Genomic DNA, 19,665 nt, shown 5'->3' on the forward strand with positions numbered 1-19,665 from the left:
GAAGGATCCTACATCCAACAAAATTCTATCAGTGTTCTCACGTCTCCGTGGATTACACCATTTTTTTACCAAGTAACGCAGACAATCGCCACCACAGTACATACAGGCCAAAACGAGGTAGCCCCAGCAGATATCGACGCCACAGTCTTGTTGGCTCACGGCTCAGTCTGACTAGCCATTCAAGCCCCAGATTCGCAACCCATCTCGGAGGCCGCGATACACGTCCGGCAGCATGATCGACGAGAGCACCAGCCGTGATCGCCACCATTGGCGGAAGTCTGTCCCAATTATCCCACAACCATCGTTCCTGACGCGGCATGCCCATATTGAGCAGAAGTACCGATGGTTTGGCCGCTACAATCTTTGCGAGAACCGTCTCAGATTCCGGGCTGCCAGGAGTGGCGTCAAAAAAACCATGCTGAACACCGGCAGTCCGACAGCCATATTTCGCGGCAAAGGCTGCCGCGCCTTTTTCAGCAACTTCCTGCTCTCCGCCCAGCCAGAAAATATCTGCCTTCCCACCTAGGGCAGACAGCATGTTGCCAATCCATTCGGGTGGCGTTGTCCTGTGCAGATTCTTGCCCGTCAGGAACATTGATGCCAACTGGACACCGGCACCATCGCAAAACGCGATTTCAGCCTTATCAAAAAGCTCTCGGAGCCAAGGCTGCTTTTGAGAAAGCGTTACACAGTGGGCATTCGCATTGATAACTCTCGCCGCACCATTCTGCCTTACAGTTTCTATCAGACAGGCGACAATATCTTCACGAGGAATATCCATCAGGTTCAGCCCCATGACCCCGACGACTGGGTAATCATGGCCACAGAACCGTTTGTACTTTTCCTTGGGCATAACGTCAGAATGCATGACGACTGAAGACCTCCCTGACGATGGTCAGAATCATGATCCTGAAATCAAAGACAAGAGACCAGCGGCGGATATAATCAAGATCGTAAGCCACCCTCTTTTTCAGGTCGTCAATCGTGACAAGCTCACCACGGGCACCATTGATCTGCGCCCAACCGGTGATGCCGGGTTTGACATGATAACGCAAAACATATTCGGCCAGAGCGTCATCCAGCAACAGACCTCCGGCACGGGTGTGAGGCGCATGAGGTCTGGGGCCGACCAGCGACATTTCCCCCTTGAGCACATTCAGCAGTTGGGGAACCTCGTCAATACTCAGACGTCGCAACCATTTTCCGATACGCGTCACACGGGGATCGTCACGGCTTGTCTGACGTTCCGCCATAAAATCCGACATATGAGTATGCATGGAACGGAACTTGTAGACCATGAACTCCCTGCCATTCTTTCCGATCCGGGGCTGTCGAAAGAAAACAGGGCCTTTCGAATCACACTTTATGGCAATCGCAACGCCGATGAGAAACGGGAGGAGAAAGATGGAAACGCAGAGAGCCAGAATAAAATCGACGATCGCTTTCTCAATAAGCTGAACATCGGAAAGCGGCCGTCTCTGAATCACAAAGACCGCATTCTCACCCAGAAATTCACAGGGAAGAACACGGTCAAAACCAGAGACGAGATGGGGCGTGACATAAATATCAGAAAGCACAGGTTTCAGACCAACCGCTACAGTACGAACCTTGGTTTCTGAATCACCCGTTTCCGGAAAAGCCAGAATGATCGCATGCAGCGCCTCCCGACGGCTCCTGTGAATCAGATCATCAAGCGTTCCATCCAGTTTTCGATCAGCATCATAATGTGAATCATCATCGAATTGACCGAAGAGAGAATAGGCCTGTCCTGCATCTGAACACAGGCGGTTCACCAGATCCGTGGCCACAGCTCCCGTCCCCACAATAGCAACCCGACGGCGCAGCTTGGCCACGATGGAGGGCTGGTGCAGGCAGAATGTCAGCACTGACCTTTCGACGGAAAGCGCAATACATACAAACAGCGCCCACACGGCAGCCATTTTCAGTGACGCGATCCCATCCGACAACAGAATGGCCGAGAAACAGACATACGCAATGCATGCAGCAAAAACGGGCGTAATCAGATAACGAATCTGCGCTTTGGCGCGCCTGATTTTTGGAAAGGCAAGCAGCTTTGACTTTTTTGGAAAAAGACAGAAAACTACAACAGCGACCAAACTAGCCGCCTCCACGCCCCTTTCTCCAGAATGAGCAAAAGGGCTCTGCTCAAACCAGTCTGCAACCAGCGTTCCGGCAGCGACGGAAATGGCATCCAGACAGCGGACGACCATCGCCAGAACACTGTGCAGATAAGGGTAAGGCTCCCTCAATAATTGGCGTATAGCCGGAGTCTGCACCAATGGCTGAGTCTCCTCAAAGCCAGAGGCCGCATAACCTGAGTCCACAACCAAGCGCCGGTCACTCATCAGCATCCACTCTCCCGACACATAGCGGACGGCCTTACACCACCCAATCAGTCATCGTCACTGAGCGGTTTAAAAAGATATAACTCCGCTGCAGATTTCTCAAGAGGAGAAAGATAAGCATTTGCAACGAAACCATTTATAAACGCGCCCTTACACCATACGAAGTGAATATTTCAAATCGTTGACGCCTATCTTTATCCGGACGTTTCAAAAAAAACTGAAACCCGAAACGTCCAAAGATATCCGCTCAATGTTTATTCCGATGTCTTATTAATCGTCCCTACCCACAAGGACATGCATAAAAACGACTGGAACGCCGTAACAACCAGCCGTTTTCACCTACATTGAAAAATAACTTCAGGCCTCAGCCCCCATACGAGTCTGATCCACAAATTTTTCAGTATCATCATCCAGAGTACGGGATTTTCTTCCTCCAGGACCATGAACATACAGTTCCTTGACGTTCATCTTATCAACAACGTCCGGCTGAATCGGCATTTCATAGCGCGGCCTGCGCATATGATCCGCCAGCTGCAGCTTGGGATTGAAGACGGAGTTGAACTTCCAGATCATCTTGACGAAGTTCGTCTGCCCCTTGCTCAGCAGACGGGCGGCGATACCGACCGTGTCGCGAAGAGCCGACCACCCCATGTGCTTGGTGTTCAAAACCTGCTGGGTTTTCACCAACTCTTCATAAAACTCGGGAAGAGACAGAGTCGTCGGCAGAACCGCGTGCTGAATGTCAAACAAACGATAATCGCGCGTGGTCAGACGACGCGCTTCCTTGTGCCATATCTCGGTGCCCGGATAAGGCGTCGTCACCGAAATATTGACGATATCCGGAATCTCCAGACACCACTGACGGATCGTTTCAAAGCGCTCTTTTGTCCATGACGGGTCTGCAATAAGGTTGATCGCCACCATCAGCCCCAGTGAACGGGCATACTCCAGCGCTTCAAAGTTGCGATCCACAGAAACACGCTTACGGAACTTTTTCAGCCCCTCTTCATCGACCGCTTCAAGACCAATGAAGATATAACTGAGGCCGATCTCACTCCATTCCTTGAACACTTCCTTGTTGCGGAGGAGAACGTCCGCACGGGTTTCAAGGTAATATTCCTTCTTGATGCCACGCTTACGGATCTCCGCAGCGATCGCAAGACCATGCTCGGCATGAACAAAGGCAACGTCATCAACGATGAAGACGCCGGGCTCCTTCAGAGCTTCAAGCTCATCAGCGATGACCTTCGGGTCAGCCGTACGATAGGAACGGCCATAGAACGTCCAAGCGCTACAGAACGTGCAATCCCAAGGGCAGCCACGTGCAAATTCGATGGAAGCCGCCGGATCGAGCGTGCCGATGAAATACTTGTTCCGGTGACGCAGCAGGTCACGGGCCGGCCGTACCTCGTCAAGGCTTTTGACGAATGTCGGAGGCGGCCCTTCGAACTTGGTCGTGACAACACCCGGAACCTGAGAAATATCCCCGTTTAGCCAGCCTTCGAGTAGCGGGCCAATGCTGGGCTCGCCTTCGCCCTTGAGAATACAGTCGATCGCGCCTTCCGACAGACCGAGAACGTCCTGCGGAATAAAGGAAACGGAATGGCCTCCCACGATGGTGAAACAATCCGGAAAACGATCTTTTGTCTCCTTACAGAGATCGACGATTTCAGGGATGTTCGCCAGATAATTACCGCAGAAGCAGATAGCGTCAGGACGGAACTCCTCGACCAGCTTCCAGTAATCCTTATGCTTCTCAACCTGTAAATCTATGAGCTGCACATCATGACCTGCGTTTCTCGCAGCACCCGCTACCAGCTCAAGCCCAAGAGGCTCCAGTCTCAGAAACACTCTTGTGTACATCAATGCGCTTGGATGTACCGCCAAAAGTTTCATTGTGTCGCCTCCGGGATGTCACTTCAGTATTCTTGTTACGTATTGTCGACTAAATAAGAGCTATTGTCACACGTTTAAGGGAAATACCTCCTATTCATTAAGAGGTTACCGAGGCTTGCTCTGCCCGGAATCCGGCTTCCCATAAGTGACTTCCGTATCGGGTGTCGCGTTGGATGTGCCGGGTTTCGGCATCGCTGTGCCAGCATAAGGCGCAGGCTCATAGCCCTCCCTTACACCCCCGCCGGCAGGCGGCGTCTTATAGTTCGCCTCCCGCTCGTGGCGCTCTTCCGCCTCAGCGGCTTCGGGAATATTGCGACCGGGACGTTCCGGCGGAACATCGATATTGTCCCCGGCCCTCGGGTCAGTCCCGGACAGCCCGCAGGATGCCAGAAAGGCGACGGGCGTGAAAACCAGAACCCATCGCGACACATTCATTATGGCCGGACGACACATCGCACTCTCTAAGCCGCAGACGTCCTGATCAAAGTGCGCGGGCTTCTTCCGGCAGCATGATCGGAATCCCATCCCGAACCGGGAAAGCCAGACCGGCCCGTTCGCTGATCAGCTCCGAAGCCTCACGATCATAGATCAGCGGCCCTTTTGTCACCGGGCAGACAAGGAGAGACAGAAGCCGCTGATCCAGAGGGGGCGAAGTCTCGGTGGTCGTCATGACTGTCTCCAAAAAAACAAACAGAAATTCTATACTGGCCGGGCGCCGCCGTTCTGTGATCCAGAGAGATCAAGAAGCGACTGCAACACCCGCGCCCGTTCGGTCAGCGTATCCGCCTCAAGCAATGCCTGTTTTTCCGGCGAAGGGAAAGGACAGATCATCGGCAGCGCAACCAGAAGGGCGTCATCCGCCATCTGATCGATCACTTCCCACCGCACCCCCATGCCGCGGGACTCAAAATACTCCTTGAGCGATTCCAGCAGCAGTTTCCGATCAAATGGCGCAGAAGGAATCTCGTTCAGGTCACCTGCATACGCAGAAACATCGATACGGGCGCGACGATAACCGCGCGCACCTTCACTCTCGCGCAGATACCGGAAGCGACTGATACCCGTCAGTGTAATGGCATATGTATTGTCCAGCCGCTCCACAAACGATGTGATGCGACCGATGCACCCCACCTCAAACAGATGCGGCTCGGCAGCGAAATCCTCATCGTCATCAATTTCGCTGAATGGCTGGATGATGCCGATCAGTCTCTGATCGGCAAGCGCATCCTCAATCAGTCCGATATACCGCGGCTCAAACACATTCAGTGGCAACTTTCCCCGTGGTAGCAGCAACGTGCCGAACAAGGGAAACAGCCCTATTTCCGCTGGAAGGTCCGCAAGGGTGATGTCACCGAGGCGGGGCACTCTCCGCGGGGTATTGTCATCGAAAAAGTGAGAACCGGTAGCCAGACCCATTCCTCCTCAGGAGAACAGCATGGAAGAGAGACGACGACGCGACGACACGGTCGCCGGGTCCGTATGGCCCCATGCCTCAAAGAACTTGAACAGCAGCTGCTTGGCAGCGCCTTCTTTCCAGTCACGATCCGCCTTGATGATCGCCAGAAGCTCGGAAGCAGCCTCTTCGCGGTGACCGGCGACATTCAGTGCGTTGGCAAGATCCATCCGTGCTTCAAAGTCGTCAGGATTGGCCGCAATGCGCTTGCGAAGCTCATCGGCTTCCCCGGCGACCTTCCGGCCCTCACGCTTCAGTTCAAGCTCGGCCCGCGCACCTTCGATCTCCGGATGCGTCGCAATGGCCGCCGGCACATCGGCCAGAGCCGCCGCTGCCGCTTCCTCATCGTCCAGCGCCATCATGGCGCGGATGAGGCCACCCCAAGCCGCAGGATTCTCGGCTTCATCTTCCAGAACAGAGGAATAAAGCTCGGCAGCACGGGCAGGCTCTCCCGCTTCCATCGCCGCACCAGCTTCAACCAGAAGATCGGCACTCGGAAGCGTGCCACCACCAGCTGCTTTCAGAACTGTTTCGACGAACTGCTTGACCTGACTTTCCGGAAGCGCCCCCTGAAACAGGTCCAAAATCTGCCCTTTCCAGAAAGCCGCCACCATCGGGATGGATTGAAGCGGCAGTCCCACACGGGTCAGCTGCGCGGCAAGATTGCGGTTGGCCTCGATATCGACCTTGACGAGTCTGACCCGTCCCTTGGCCGCCGTGACCACACGCTCGATAACCGGCGTGAGCTGTTTGCAGGGACCACACCAGTCAGCCCAGAAATCGACAAGAACCGGCACATTGCGGCTGGCTTCCAGCACGATCTGCATGAAATTGGCTTCGGTGCCATCCATGATGATGTCACCGCCAGCCTTCTGACCGGGAGCCGTTCCCGGAGTCACTGGGGTCGTCTCCCCGTGCCGGCCGGCTCCGCTACCGGTGGGAGGCGCTGAACGGTTCTGGCCGATTATATAATCCATCGTCTGCAATCCTGCCTTCCTGAAACCGCCACACGCCTGCCCGCACCAGACTCAGCTTGGTTCTGGCTCAGGTTTAGCGCAGGGACGCGAAAACAGAAACCCGCCTTCAGAGTGAACGTCCTCATCAGGCAGGCTCCTCAAAACTTCACCGTACCGTCGCATTCTCCGAAAAGAGGATAAGCGACCGCCACAGTTATGCCTTTCAGGTGGATTGAAGGCAGGATCGTTTCAAGAGGGGGACAGCCATGACACGAACAGCGTGTCCCCTCCCCTGCTTCGATCAGGCCAGCAGGCCGCCATCCACAGGGATGGCCGCGCCTGTGACATATCCGGCATCCGGGCGGGCAAGGAACGCCACCATGCGGGCGATGTCACCGACATGACCGTAAGCGCCCGTCGCAACGAAGCCCGCAAGCGCCGCCGCGCCCTCTGCATCCGCCGGGTTCATGTCGGTATCGATCGGGCCGGGCTCAACCACGTTGATGGTGATGCCTTTCTTGCCGAGATCACGAGCAGCACCCTGCGCAAAGCCACGCAGCGCCGCTTTTGTCGCGCCATAGAGAGACAGGCCGGGGAACGGCAGACGCCCTGCGAAAGCTGAGCCCATCAGGATGATGCGACCACCGCTCTTCATGTGCTGGAGCGCTTCCCGTGTCTCGATCATGACACCGCGGACGTTGAGGTTCAGAACTTTCTCGATATCCTCAATGCTGGCCTGATCGATGGTTGTGTATGGATAAGCGCCCGCGTTGCACACCAGCGCGTCAATCCGTCCAAAGTGCTTCACGGTTTCCGCGATGATCTTCTTGTTGCCCTCAACCGTCGCGCCATCGGCCTGAATGGCCTTGGCTTTCCGCCCAATCTGCTCGATTTTCTTGCACAACTCGTTGGCCTGCGCCTCGCTTCGCGCATAGGAAAACGCGATATCGAAGCCATCTCTGGCGAGATGCTCTGCAACAGCAGCACCAATGCCACGGCTTCCGCCGGTAATAACAGCAATACGATCAGTCATGGTTGATATCCCCGTTTTCAATGATGTCGAGAGAGACTTTCGGCCACACAGGATGACAAACAGCAAGACGAACCATCATCACCACACACAGCCTACTTACGCCTTCATGCTGTGAGGTTTGCGCTCAAAAGGCATGAATGGGATAGAATGATCTTCCTAAAAAATTGCCTGATTTTCTACAGAGACAACCGTCCGGACTGTATTCATGACCTCTGAGACCCTCAGAAAAATCCAGTCACGCGTCGCCGCTCTCTGTCAGGAGAAGGTCGTCAGAACCAACATCTCCTGCCTGACACTCTACAAATCCGAGCGGAAAACAGATCCTGTTCTCTTCGTTTACGAACCCCGCATTTACATCGTCGTGCAGGGCAGCAAGCAGGTCTCTCTTTACGACAGAATCTACTACTATAATGAGCGCCAGTATCTCGTCTCGACCGTCGATCTGCCGGTCTCAGGCATGATCACCGAGGCATCGCCCGAAAAACCCTACCTCGCAGCCTGTATTTCCTTTTCTCCGCTGGAAATTCTCGAGGTGATCGAAGCATGCGGCACCGATGCCATGCCCCGTCCTTCTTCCCGTTCAGGAATGGGACTCAGCGCATTGACCGATGATCTTCTCGATACGGTCCTACGGTTGCTGAATTGTCTCGGCTCTGAACAGGACGTTCATTTTCTCGCGCCCCTGATCAAAAAGGAAATCATCTATCGGATGCTTGCGGGGGAGCAGGGGAAAACGCTGTATGACATTGCCAATGACCGGAGCGACCTGTCTGGCATCAATCGCGCCATCGCCTTTCTGAGACAGAGTTTCTCGGAAAATGGCGATATGACTACCCTGCCCTCTCTTGCCGGGATGAGTCGCTCCCGCTTCTACAAAAAGTTCCAGCAGGCCACCAACCTGACTCCCCTGCAATACCGTCTTCGTCTACGGATGCAGGAAGCCCGCCGTATGCTGCTTCATGACGTCATGTCCGTGGCGGAAATCGGATTCCGAGTGGGGTATGAAAGTCCTTCCCAGTTCAATCGGGAATACAGGAAGGTGTTCGGTCTGCCGCCTCATGCCGACATGAAACGGATCCGCACGATCGGTATCGATCGCTACAAGGATGAAAACGAAGCGATCTGGCGGTAAGTTTCGCAATTTCTGTGAAGCGCGGAGAGTTCTAAAAGAACCTCAGCCCTTTTGCTGTGCTTTCTGTTTCCCTCCAGCTTTCCGCTGGTTCGCCGGATCACCCACACGGTTCCACCAGCCTCCGCCTAACGATTGAAACAACCCAACCGTATCGGACAATCTCGCGCCCTGCGCCTGCGCCAGAGCCAGTTTCGCCTGCAATTCGGCCTGTTGTGCGTTCAGCATCGTCACCCGGCTGACATCGCCCAGACGCAATTGCGTCTGTGAGATACTGGCGCTTTTACTCGCCGCCTGCGCTGCGTTCTCTGTCTGGATCAGCATTTCGGAATCATTGTGGACAGCATTCAGACTGTCCGCAACGTCCTCAACCGCCGTGGTGATGGTTGAGCGATACTGAGCCGCCGCTTCATCGTAACGGCGACGCGCTCCGGTTTCCTGGTGCTGCAACTCAAACCCGTCAAAAAGCGGCTGGCTCAGCATGGCGGCCAGTTCCCACTGCCCAAAACCCGGTGCCGCCATCTGCGCGATGGTCGCGGCCGCAAAGCCCGGCGAGAATCCCAACTGCACATTCGGCAGACGGTTGGCGATCGCCACGCCCACATGCGCGCAGGCGACATGATAATAGGCTTCTGCTGTTTTTATGTCCGGCCGCTGATTGATGAGCTGCGCGGGCAGACTGACAGGCAGTTCGGCAGGCAGCGTAAAGCGGGCCAGTTCGAACTCTGGCGTCGGCTGATCCGGCGAATCATTGGCCAGAGCCGCGATCTCGTCATGCAGGGCGTCCAGTGTCTGACGCAGAGTCGGCAATGTCGCACGGGTCTGCGCCAGAAGCGTCTGCTGCTGCGCCAGATCGGCCATCGACACATCGCCAAGCTTCTGCTGCACCTCCATAGAGTGCAGCACTCTTTCCTGCTGGTCGATCAGCACATTGGTGACAGCAATCTCCTCACGCACCATCGCATAGGAAATCGCCGCATCCACAGCGGAACTCGTCAACGTGAGCCACGCTGCCTCAAGCTGGTATTTCTGCGCCTCCCGTTCGGCGGCGGCGGCTTCGACCTGACGTCGCACCCCACCCCACAGGTCCGGCGAATAGGAAATGTTCAGCTGCGCCGTGTGCATGTTGTAAAGCCATGAATTGGCCATCGGCACATTGGAATAGGCGCGAGAGGTCTTGAAACGGGCCGGATTGAAGTAGCCGCTGACCGACGGATACAGCGCGCTTTCCGAGGCCAGCTTGTCCTGCTGGGCGGCATAGAGCGACTGTTTCGCGGCTTCCAGAGACGGATTACGGGCCAGAACCCGCTTCAGAAGCTGGTCAAGTTCCGGATAATGAAACAACCGCCACCAGTCGGCGGGAATGTCCGCGCCCGGCTGGAAAACCTGATCGCCATCCTGCGCCGACTGCGCTCCGGCCCGACCACCACTGCTCTTCGGCAGACCGCCCTGAACGTAAGACGTGACAGGCGCAGCAGGCCGATGAAAGTCCGGACCGACCGCGCAGCCCGCCAGTATCAGGGCACTGGAAGAAACGCACACATAATGCGACAGACTTCTGGAGAGACCATATCGCTTCATTACTGGTCTCCCCCGTCACCATTCTGAAGCGCATTCATCCGGCTCTGACGACGCCGTTCGAACATGGCTTCCATCTCGGCGTAATAGGTCGGCAGAATGAACAGGGTGAGGATGGTGGCGATCCCCAGTCCACCCACCACGACCGTCGCCAGACCGCGCTGCACGTCCGTGCCGATGCCGGTTGCAATCGCGGCGGGCAGCATACCGACGGAGGCGACCGTCGCCGTCATCAGAACAGGACGGAACCGCTCGCCAGCGCCTTCCAGCACGGCGTCGCGCAGGGAATTCCCCTCCGAGCGCAATCTGTTGATGTTGGAAATCATGATGATTCCGTTCTGGATCGCCACACCGAACAGCGCGATGAAGCCGACCACCGTGGCGACGTTTAGCGTCTCTCCGCGCACATGCAGAGCGATCAGGCCACCCAGCGTGGCCAGAGGCACGACGGCCAGCACCAGCACAGCCTGACGGAACAGGCGAAACTCACCAAACAGAAGCATCAGCATCACGGCGAACATGATGGCCAGCGCCACACTCAGACGTGCCTGCGCCCTCTGCTGCTGCTGGAAGGTTCCCGCCCATTCCAGACGATATTTCGTGGTGTCGAAATGCACTTCACGATCGATATGAGCCTGAGCATCCGTCAGATACTGCGACAGAGGCCGGTCACCATTGTTCACGCGAATGGTGATCTGACGCCGGTTATATTCGTGCGCGATATTACTCTCGCCGGTTCCCAGCTTGATTTTCGCCAGTGCTTCCAGAGGAATATGATCACCCGAGGTGCCGGTCAGAGGCAGGTGGCCCAGCTTCTGAAGATTGGCCGTCTCGTCGGGCTGGAACCGCACTGTCATATTATAGGTGCGATCGCCGACATAAACTTGCGTGACGGGCGCATCGCCAATGCCGTTCTGGATCACCGCCATCACATCAGCGACCGAAACGCCGTAACGGGCGATGGCCGGTCGATCCACCGTAATAGCGAGCTCCGGAATTTCCGGTCCCTGAAAGATCGAGGCGTCGCGCGTGCCGGGAACTGCGTGCAGAATACGCACAATCTCGTCGCCGATCCGCCGAAGCTCGCCGAAATCCTGACCATAGACACGTAGCACCAGCGGTGAGTGAGCGCCGCCGACGAGGTCATTCATGCCGTCTTCAATCGGCTGGCTGATATCGAAGCTGATGCCGGGAATCTGCCGCAACCGGTCGCGCAGGCGGCGCTCGAACTGCGCTTTGTTCTCGCCAGAAGGCCATGTGTTGTAGGGTTTCAGTCCCACCGGCATTTCAATATGCGACGGTGTCCAGGGGTCCGTGCCGGAATCATTCCGTCCAAGCTGTGTGATGGCGTAGGAGATTTCTGGAAACTCTTTCACAGCCTTGCGGATTTCGCTCGCCATGGCGCTGGCCTTATCGAGCGAAATGCCGGATGGCAGCCCCACCTGAAGCCACAGCGCGCCCTCATCCAGTTCCGGCAGAAACTCGCGTCCGGTGCTCAGCCCCAGCACGATCACCAGAGCAAAGGCCGCCCCGCCCCCGAGATAGGCCAGAAACGGCCGGTCCACGATATGACCCAGCCAGTGGAGATACTGATGATGCAGCCATTCGAGCGGCCGGTTGTGGAACAGCCGGTGTGGATTGCGCATGGCCAGCCACGCCAGCGCGGGCGTGAGCATCGTGGCGCTGAGCAACGCGCCGAACAGCGCGAAACTGACCGTGAACGCCATCGGCCGGAACAGCTTGCCTTCCGCGCCGTCGAACGCGAACAGCGGGCTGTAGGCCACGATGATGATCAGTGTGGAGAACAGGATCGACCGACCGATATGATTGGTGACGCCGAGAATATCCTTCATCTGGATCTTCTGCGTCGGTCGCTCCTCGCGGATGCGCAGGATCGCTTCTGTCACCACGATGGCGCCGTCCACCACCACGCCAAAATCGATAGCGCCCAGCGAAAACAGGTTCGCGGGCATCCCCGCCAGATCCATGATCACGAAGACCATCGCCAGCGCCAGCGGGATGGTCACCGCCGCCACCAGCGCGCTGCGCGGACTGCCGAGGAACACCAGCAGCACCACGACCACCAGCAGAACACCCTTGAATACGGTGTCCATGACCTTGTCGGTGGTCGCGTTCACCAACGTGTCGCGGTCGATATAGGGGACAATCTTCACGCCCATCGGATCAAGCTGCTTCTGCAACAGCTTCACCTGCGCATGGACCTTTTGCAGCACCAGCGAGGCGTTCTGACCGCTCAGCATCGTCACGATCCCCTCGATCGTGTCCGGGTTGGAATCCTTGCCCAGAATGCCTTCCCGCACCTGATGCCCCATCTGGAGGCGTCCCAGATCGTTCAGCAGGATCGGCACGCCATGGTGCTGATTGACGGCAATCTCGCCCATGTCATCCAGCGTGCGCACAAGCCCGGAACCGCGCACCACATAGGATTGATCGCCGCGCGTGACGCGCCCCCCTCCGGCGTTGGCGTTGTTATTCTGCATCGCCGTGATGACGTCGTTCAGGCCGATGCCGTAACGCTGCAACGCGCCGGGATTGAGGACGAGCTGATATTCCTTCGTGAAGCCGCCGAAGTTGTTGACCGCCGCGATGCCCGGAATCTGCTGGAGCGCTGGCATGACGATCCAGCGTTGGATATCCGAAAGCTGCATCAGGTTGGCGCGGTCGGACTCCAGCGTGTAGCGATAGATCTCGCCGGATGGTCCTGTGACCGGCCCGAGCCCCGGCGTCGCCCCATAGGGCACGGAGACCTGCGCCAGTTGTTCGGTCACACGCTGCCGGGCGAAATAGACGTCCGTGCCGTCCTTGAAGATCAGTGTGATCAGGGACAGTCCGAAGGTGCTGCTGGACCGCGTATCCACGATCCCCGGCGTGCTGGCGAGCTGCCGTTCGAGCGGAATGGTGATCTGCTGTTCGATCTCCTCGGCGGCCAGACCGGGCACCTGTGTCGAGACCTGCACGGTCGCCGCGCCGAGATCGGGATAGGCTTCGATCGCAATGTTGCGCCATGCGAAAAGCCCGGCGATAGCCAGAATGAACGCACCCAGAAAGACGAGCTTACGCTGACGCAGGCATCCTGCGATGATGGCGTTAATCATCGTTGAGCAGGACCGCGCCGGTGGTCACGATACGGTCTCCCGGAGCCAGTCCCGAGGTCACGCGGCAAAGAGCGCCGTCGTCGTAAATCACCTGCACGATCCGGCGCTCGAACACATGCGGGGATTTTTCCACGAACACCGTCACCTGATCATTGTTCATGACCAGCGCCGACTGCGGCACGGAGATGGTTTCCGGCTGTGGGGCCATGACCGTCATGTTGGCATACATGTTCGGGTGCAGCTTGCGATCCAGATTCTGCAGAATGACGCGCACCATCAGCACCTGTGTGTCGGCCTGCATGATCGGCTCGATACCGGACACGGCGGAATGGAAGATCTGTCCGGGGAAAGCCGGAAGCGTCAGATTGACGGCCTGCCCGAGTTCCACGTTGCGAATGTCGCGCTCGGGAACGCTGGCGACGGCCCAGACCTCGGCGATGTTGGTCACCACCGCCAGCGGCTGCGTCAGATCCACGACATTCATGCCTGCCGTGGTGTTGACGCTCCCAACCGCGCCTTCGATCGGCGATCGCAGCGTGATGACGCCGCCCGCATTCACAGTGGTGGAGAGGGATTCAAGATGCGTGCGGGCGCGCTGCTCTTCAGCCTGAGCCTGCGCGTAGCCGGTCTTTGCGGTCTCCACATCCTTGACCGCCTCACCTCCGGCCGCCAGTACACCCTGCGCACGGCGGAGCGTTCGGCTGGCAAGATCGAGCGCCGCCCGCGCCTTCAGTTCGTCGGCGGACGCCTGCGCCGCGTCAGCCGAGAGAATATGGGCGATTTCGTCACCGACATCGACGTGCTCACCTACCCGGACGGCGACATCGAGCACTCTTCCGGTCGCAGGCGCAAAGACCGTTACATTTCGGGATGGTTCCGCCACGATGACGCCGGGAGCGGTCGTGCCACGGTTCCAGTGACTGACGCTGACCGCCGAGACCGCAAGACGCCTGTCGACCGGCGAGCCTTCCGGCACCACAATCTTCCCGTCCGATCTGTGCTGCACAGGGGCCTGTCCGTCTGCATACGCCGAACCAACTGTCAGCATGCCCATGCACAGCAATGCGGCGGCACACCCGATCCTACGCATCAGAGGCTGCGTATTCCGGACAGGCGTCTCCGTCCTGCGAACAGGACAGCCGAAGACAGAACTGACCGCCGAAAGAGCGACCTTGAACCGCACGATGCAGGGGTCATGAGTCTTCATTACGAACCAAAGGGCAAATCAGAGAACGGAACAGCGGGCGACAGCAAATTCTCTGATGCAATGGCCGGTGACCTGCCTGAGAATGCGTCCCTGCACCTAGAACACAGGAGCAGGCAGCGCAACGGGCGACCGGGCATCAGACTCGTGTCACTGCTGCAACAACAATGAAATTTGCATGACGATCATGGTTTTCTGATGAACACCGAACGTCAGCCCTACCGTTTGGGCGCGATCATTTCTTTTTCAGGATAAAGGCAGTCTTTCGTCGCCGCACAGCGCCAGCACTCGGGCCGTCGGGCCTTGCAGACGTATCGCCCCTGCAGGATCAGCCAGTGATGCGAGTCCCGTAGCAGCTCACGCGGAATACGGGCCTCCAGCGCATTCTCCACTTCCAGCACAGTCTTTCCACGGGCCAGCCCCGTCCGATTGGCCAACCTGAAACAATGCGTATCGACCGGCATCGCTGGAAGGCCGTAGGCGACGTTCAGGATGACATTCGCCGTCTTGCGGCCGACGCCGGGCAGTGCCTCCAGAGCGTCACGGTCCGCAGGCACTTCACCATTGTGATGAGCAAGCAGATCACGCGACAGGGCGACGATGTTCTTCGCCTTGTTCCGCCACAGGCCGATGGTCTTGATATACTCGCCGACCGCCTCCTCGCCGAGCGCCACCATTTCCTTTGGACCGGGCGCAACTGCAAACAGCGCGGGCGTCGCCTTGTTGACCGAGCTGTCCGTCGCCTGCGCTGCCAGCGCCGTAGCGACGAGAAGCTGGTAGGGCGAGCTGAAAACAAGCTCGGTTTCCGCGTCCGGCCATGTCTTCGCCAGATCAGCCAGAAAGCGGGTGATTTCCGGCTTTGTCATATCACGGGGAGCGATGGCGGTGCCGTTGGGGAGACGGGAAGTGTCTGCTTTGGCGGCTGGCGTGGTTTTCTTGGAACGGGTGGAGGGCATGCGGCTGTTATTCGATAGAATGAGCAGTTCGTCAAAAATGGAAACGAACCGGAATTAAAGAAGCAGACGATATGCAAGCACTGACCAGACCGAAGTTGAGAGAACTGACATCAGTCCATACATCTATGATCGTCAATTTAGGAGTACGAAAGCCGCCTTCGCCACTCTGAGTGTTCTATCCCAGTCTACACGACTGGATATCTTCCGCCTGCTGGTGCGTCACGAACCGGACGGATTACCTGCGGGAAACGTCGCGTACCATCTCGATATCCCGCAGAATACAATTTCCGCCTATCTCTTCACCTTGATTCGCGCCGGCCTGCTGACTTCGCAACGCCATGGCCAGCTGTTCGTCTGTCGCGTCTGCCTTCCTCCACTAGATGTTTAGTCCCAGGGTTTGATGGGCTGAATTGATGATGAATCTTTGTGGCTCTGAATTACAGGTCCAGCAGAGTTATTCATAGATCGTGCACCCTCTTCCGTTCCCGGGAAAATTCCTGATTCACAGCTTCATCTGAAATCGTAATTCAGTAGCCTGCGGAAGTGCTTCGGTAACAGTCTGATGCCCCTGAACATGATTCCACGAAAAGCGGTAAGTCATGCTGATTTGATCTCTTTAAATTTGGTGTTGGTTTCAGTGCCACCAGAAGGGAAGCGGATGGAAACGGTAATACCTCTTGCCTTTCCCGAAACAGGAGAAGTAATCGCGAGATCAGCCCGAAACTGAAGCGATATCTGGCGAACGATCGCAAGTCCAAGCCCGCTTCCTTCTGCATCTGTTGCACCTCTCACAAAAGGCTTTTCCATATCCCTCAGAATTTCAGGTGTGAGAGGATCGCAATCATTGGAAATCAGGACTTCAGAATCTTCTGTGATAACTACCCTTACCGGCTGTAAGGAAGAGCCATGAAGAACTGCATTTTCCAGCAGGTTGCGAAACAGGATGCCAGCAGCATCCATGTCGCCTTGGATCATAAGACAAGGCGTTCCTGACAGTTCAATGATCTGTTTTTTTTCCCGCTCAAGTTCCTGCGCCAGAAACCGGATGACAAGCACCAGATCAAATCGATCCTCCCTGAGGGCGATCCCCGATGTTGCACGGGACAGCTGAAGCAGTTTTTCCATCATCCGGCCAATTCTGCGGGCCTGATGCATGATGGTTGTCGCACGTTCTTCATGTTCCGAGTGCTGAAGCAGGCTTCTCAGAATTTGCACCTGCGCCAGAAGTGCTCCGATGGGATTCCGGAGTTCATGGGCTGCGTTGGCGGCGAACGCACGTTCGGTGGAAAGCGCCATTTTGAGGCGGTCCAGCAGAAGGTTGACGGCAGAGTGGATTGCGACAAGCTCTTCGGGCAGATCCAGCGGCGGGATAGGAGCCAGATTTGCTCCACCTCGGCTTCTGATCTCCTCCTGAAGACTTGTAAGAGGCTGCATGGCGCGACGCACACGCCACCGGACCAGAAGCCAGATCGCCGGGAAGAAGATCACCATCGGCAGGACTGAAATCAGAATGGCCCGCCTGACGGCTTCAGTTCTGTGAAAAGTCGGTTCGCCCACCAGAATGTAATGATGGCCAGAAACAGAAGGTGCAACATACACCCGGAACGACGGAATATTGTAAAATCCCGTTTCCAGATGCGGAACGAACAGCGTCTCCGGTGCATTCTGCGACCGGACCTCAAGCTGACCATCCGTTGAAGCAATCTGATAGGCCAGAGTGCGTCGGTTCACACCGGGCAGGCGTGCGATCTGTCCGCCCGGCATGGCAGATGTCGGACCGTTTTTATCCAGTTCACCAATAACGAATTCCAGACGTTCGGCCACTTCCTGCAAGGAATTATCGAGACGCTCCGTGACTTCATAACGGGTAAAAGCTGCGACAAGAATGCTGAGAAGCACCAGCGCCCCGAGCACAATGATCAGGGTTCCTGAGACGATGCGGGACGCCAGACTCCAGCGCTTCATCGGGACGCCGTTCCTGCGAGGCTGTAGCCTCGTCCACGCACCGTCACGATCAGACCAGCTTCCGTTTTCTTGCGTATCCGGCTGATAAAAACTTCAATAGCGTTGCTTTCCACATCATCGCTGAGACCATAAAGAGCGTCTTCGATCTGCTCACGACTACACAGCGCGCCCGGTCGACGGGCAAGAAGTTCGACAATGGCCCACTCCCGCGCGGAGAGATCGACATCCTGTCCGTTGCGTCTGAGTTGCCGCCGGGAGAGATCAATCTCGATATCGCCAATCGTCACGACATTGTCGGGCAGGGCCACATAACGCCGAGCAACGGCCTCGATACGGGCGACAAGTTCGTCCAGATCATAAGGTTTGACGATATAGTCGTCCGCCCCGTCCGATAATCCGGCAATCCTGTCGCTGATCTGATCCCTCGCTGTCGTGATCAGGATCGCCAGAGGAGAACGATCACGACGGATTTCCCGCAGCAGGTCCCGGCCATTGCCATCCGGAAGACCGAGATCCAGCAGCAGAAAATCATAGGACGAGGCCCGCAGCGCCGCACGGGCATCCGAGAGGGTTCTGAACCAGTCGGCGACATGCCCAGCCTGCCGGATACGGTCCCTGACAGCCGAGCCAAGCGCGCTTTCATCTTCAATGATCAGGATTTTCATGAGACGTAATTCTTCATGACACGAGCATAGAGCGATGGCAGCACAAGTAACGTCAGAAGAGTCGAGGAGATCAGTCCGCCGATCACAACCGTGGCCAGCGGTCGCTCGACCTCGGCACCGGCGCTGGTCGAAACAGCCATGGGAATGAAGCCCAGACTGGCGACCAGAGCGGTCGCCATCACCGGACGGAAACGCTCTTCCGCCGCCTCGAACGCCGCGCGTGCCGCACTTTTACCCGTCAGACGCAGGGAGCTTATCGCGGTCACGAGTACCACACCGTTCAGAACCGCCACACCAAACAGGGCGATAAAGCCGATTCCCGCCGAGACGCTGAACGGCAGGCCGCGAAGGGAGAGCGCCAGAATACCGCCTGTCGCAGCAATGGGCAGATTGATGAACACGAGTCCGGCCAGTCGAATGGAATTCAGGGCGGCGACAAGCAGCGCGAAAATCAGCGTCAGGGCGATCGGCACAACAACTTCCAGACGCGCCATCGCCGAGCGCAGATTCTGGAACTGTCCGGCCCAGACCATGCGATAGCCTGCGGGCAGACTGACTTTCGTGCTGACGGCCTTCTGCGCTTCCGTCACAAAGGAACTCAGATCACGCCCGCGCACATTGGCCTGCACGATCAGGCGACGGCGGATATTGTCTCGACCAATGCGGGGTGGGCCATCCTGCACCGTGACCTTCGCCACCTCCGAAAGCAGAACCGCCCCACGTCCATCTGCGCGACGTATTCTGAGGCGGGCGATCTGGTCCGGTGTGCCGACCTGCGCCGGATCATAACGAACCTGCGTGCTGATCAGGGCGTCACCGACCGTGACGGGCTTTCCGATGTGACCGCCGACAGCTTCAACCACATTCAGAAGTTCCTGCTGGGAGACGCCAAGACGCGCAGCCTGTCTGCGGTCGATGTCGATATGGATAAACGCAACGCTTCCCTTTCCCTGTGGCGCAACATCGGCTGCACCGGGGATGGCTTTCAGGACCGCCGCCACCCTGTCTCCGAGCCGGGCCAGCGTGGCGAGGTCATCGCCATAGATGGAGACGGCGATCTGTGTCCGGACGCCGGACAGGAGATCATCCATCCGCATCTGCACCGGCTGGCTCCATGACTGCGCCACTTCCGGCAGTTCATCGCTCAGCACCCTGCTCATCGCCGTCACGAGGCCTTCCTGTGTCCGAGCCGTGGTCCACTGGGATGGCGGCTTTAGGAATATGAAACTGTCCGTCTCGTTGGCGCCCATTGGGTCGGTGGGGATCGCCGACGTTCCCGTATTGCTGACAACGGCGGTGACTTCGGGAAACCGGCGCAAGATACGCTCCTGAATACTGACTTCCTTCA

At 57.2% G+C, this 19,665-nt stretch carries 16 protein-coding genes and 1 pseudogene; 2 read left to right on the forward strand and 15 right to left on the reverse strand.

Features of this window, described 5'->3' with window-relative positions; all coding sequences use genetic code 11:
- Window positions 1-52: 52 nt before the first annotated feature.
- The 8 genes from B3759_RS01945 to B3759_RS01980 all read right to left on the reverse strand — a co-directional run bounded on the left by B3759_RS01945 (window position 53) and on the right by B3759_RS01980 (window position 7,704).
- Window positions 53-868, reverse strand: coding sequence for a WecB/TagA/CpsF family glycosyltransferase (locus B3759_RS01945; protein WP_291363104.1), 816 nt, complete (start codon window positions 866-868; stop codon window positions 53-55).
- The gene (locus B3759_RS01950) at window positions 858-2,366 is read right to left on the reverse strand and encodes an exopolysaccharide biosynthesis polyprenyl glycosylphosphotransferase (RefSeq protein ID WP_291363106.1); all 1,509 of its coding nucleotides are present in this window, start codon (window positions 2,364-2,366) and stop codon (window positions 858-860) included. The genes B3759_RS01945 and B3759_RS01950 overlap by 11 nt, the downstream gene beginning before the upstream one ends.
- A gap of 357 nt (window positions 2,367-2,723) precedes the next feature.
- Window positions 2,724-4,262 (reverse strand): hopanoid C-3 methylase HpnR, encoded by a 1,539-nt coding sequence (gene hpnR, locus B3759_RS01955; protein WP_291363108.1) that lies wholly within the window; start codon window positions 4,260-4,262, stop codon window positions 2,724-2,726.
- 105 nt (window positions 4,263-4,367) lie between these two features.
- A complete protein-coding gene (locus B3759_RS01960; RefSeq protein ID WP_232091840.1) occupies window positions 4,368-4,691 on the reverse strand; it encodes a hypothetical protein in 324 nt (107 codons plus the stop codon).
- 52 nt (window positions 4,692-4,743) lie between these two features.
- Window positions 4,744-4,932, reverse strand: a complete 189-nt coding sequence (locus B3759_RS01965) for a Trm112 family protein (RefSeq protein WP_010666732.1) — start codon at window positions 4,930-4,932, stop codon at window positions 4,744-4,746.
- 29 nt (window positions 4,933-4,961) lie between these two features.
- On the reverse strand, window positions 4,962-5,678 hold the full coding sequence (locus B3759_RS01970; RefSeq protein ID WP_010666733.1) for an LON peptidase substrate-binding domain-containing protein: 717 nt from the start codon (window positions 5,676-5,678) through the stop codon (window positions 4,962-4,964).
- A gap of 6 nt (window positions 5,679-5,684) precedes the next feature.
- Window positions 5,685-6,692, reverse strand: coding sequence for a tetratricopeptide repeat protein (locus B3759_RS01975; protein WP_408736435.1), 1,008 nt, complete (start codon window positions 6,690-6,692; stop codon window positions 5,685-5,687).
- 280 nt (window positions 6,693-6,972) lie between these two features.
- Window positions 6,973-7,704: an SDR family NAD(P)-dependent oxidoreductase gene (locus B3759_RS01980; protein ID WP_291363113.1), complete on the reverse strand. Its 732-nt coding sequence runs from the start codon at window positions 7,702-7,704 to the stop codon at window positions 6,973-6,975.
- A 205-nt stretch (window positions 7,705-7,909) separates the two neighbouring features.
- Here B3759_RS01980 and B3759_RS01985 point away from each other — a divergent pair, with 205 nt between their 5' ends.
- Entirely contained in the window at window positions 7,910-8,836 is a 927-nt protein-coding gene (locus B3759_RS01985) for an AraC family transcriptional regulator (protein ID WP_291363115.1), read from the forward strand.
- A gap of 42 nt (window positions 8,837-8,878) precedes the next feature.
- On the opposite strand, the gene B3759_RS01990 is transcribed toward B3759_RS01985, so the two are convergent.
- From B3759_RS01990 to nth, 4 genes are all read right to left on the reverse strand, one after another.
- On the reverse strand, window positions 8,879-10,414 hold the full coding sequence (locus B3759_RS01990) for an efflux transporter outer membrane subunit (protein WP_291363116.1): 1,536 nt from the start codon (window positions 10,412-10,414) through the stop codon (window positions 8,879-8,881).
- Window positions 10,414-13,527, reverse strand: coding sequence for an efflux RND transporter permease subunit (locus tag B3759_RS01995; protein ID WP_291363117.1), 3,114 nt, complete (start codon window positions 13,525-13,527; stop codon window positions 10,414-10,416). The genes B3759_RS01990 and B3759_RS01995 overlap by 1 nt, the downstream gene beginning before the upstream one ends.
- Window positions 13,520-14,617, reverse strand: a complete 1,098-nt coding sequence (locus tag B3759_RS02000) for an efflux RND transporter periplasmic adaptor subunit (protein ID WP_291363119.1) — start codon at window positions 14,615-14,617, stop codon at window positions 13,520-13,522. The genes B3759_RS01995 and B3759_RS02000 overlap by 8 nt, the downstream gene beginning before the upstream one ends.
- Before the next feature lie 332 nt (window positions 14,618-14,949).
- Window positions 14,950-15,687 carry an endonuclease III gene (gene nth, locus B3759_RS02005; protein WP_291363121.1) on the reverse strand — a complete coding sequence of 246 codons (738 nt, stop codon included), beginning with the start codon at window positions 15,685-15,687 and terminating at the stop codon, window positions 14,950-14,952.
- A 121-nt stretch (window positions 15,688-15,808) separates the two neighbouring features.
- Here nth and B3759_RS02010 point away from each other — a divergent pair.
- Window positions 15,809-16,066, forward strand: a pseudogene (locus tag B3759_RS02010) (ArsR/SmtB family transcription factor); the annotation flags it as partial.
- Window positions 16,067-16,284: 218 nt separating this feature from the next.
- Here B3759_RS02010 and B3759_RS02015 read toward each other — a convergent pair.
- The 3 genes from B3759_RS02015 to B3759_RS02025 all read right to left on the reverse strand — a co-directional run.
- A complete protein-coding gene (locus tag B3759_RS02015) occupies window positions 16,285-17,652 on the reverse strand; it encodes a sensor histidine kinase (RefSeq protein WP_291363123.1) in 1,368 nt (455 codons plus the stop codon).
- A complete protein-coding gene (locus B3759_RS02020) occupies window positions 17,649-18,317 on the reverse strand; it encodes a response regulator transcription factor (RefSeq protein ID WP_291363125.1) in 669 nt (222 codons plus the stop codon). Before B3759_RS02020 ends, B3759_RS02015 begins: the two co-directional genes overlap by 4 nt.
- Window positions 18,314-19,665 (reverse strand): efflux RND transporter permease subunit (locus B3759_RS02025; RefSeq protein ID WP_291363127.1); only part of this gene is annotated, 1,352 nt, incomplete at its 5' end. The genes B3759_RS02020 and B3759_RS02025, both read right to left, overlap by 4 nt.

This window comes from Acetobacter sp. UBA5411 (assembly GCF_002409645.1).
Taxonomy (GTDB): domain Bacteria; phylum Pseudomonadota; class Alphaproteobacteria; order Acetobacterales; family Acetobacteraceae; genus Acetobacter.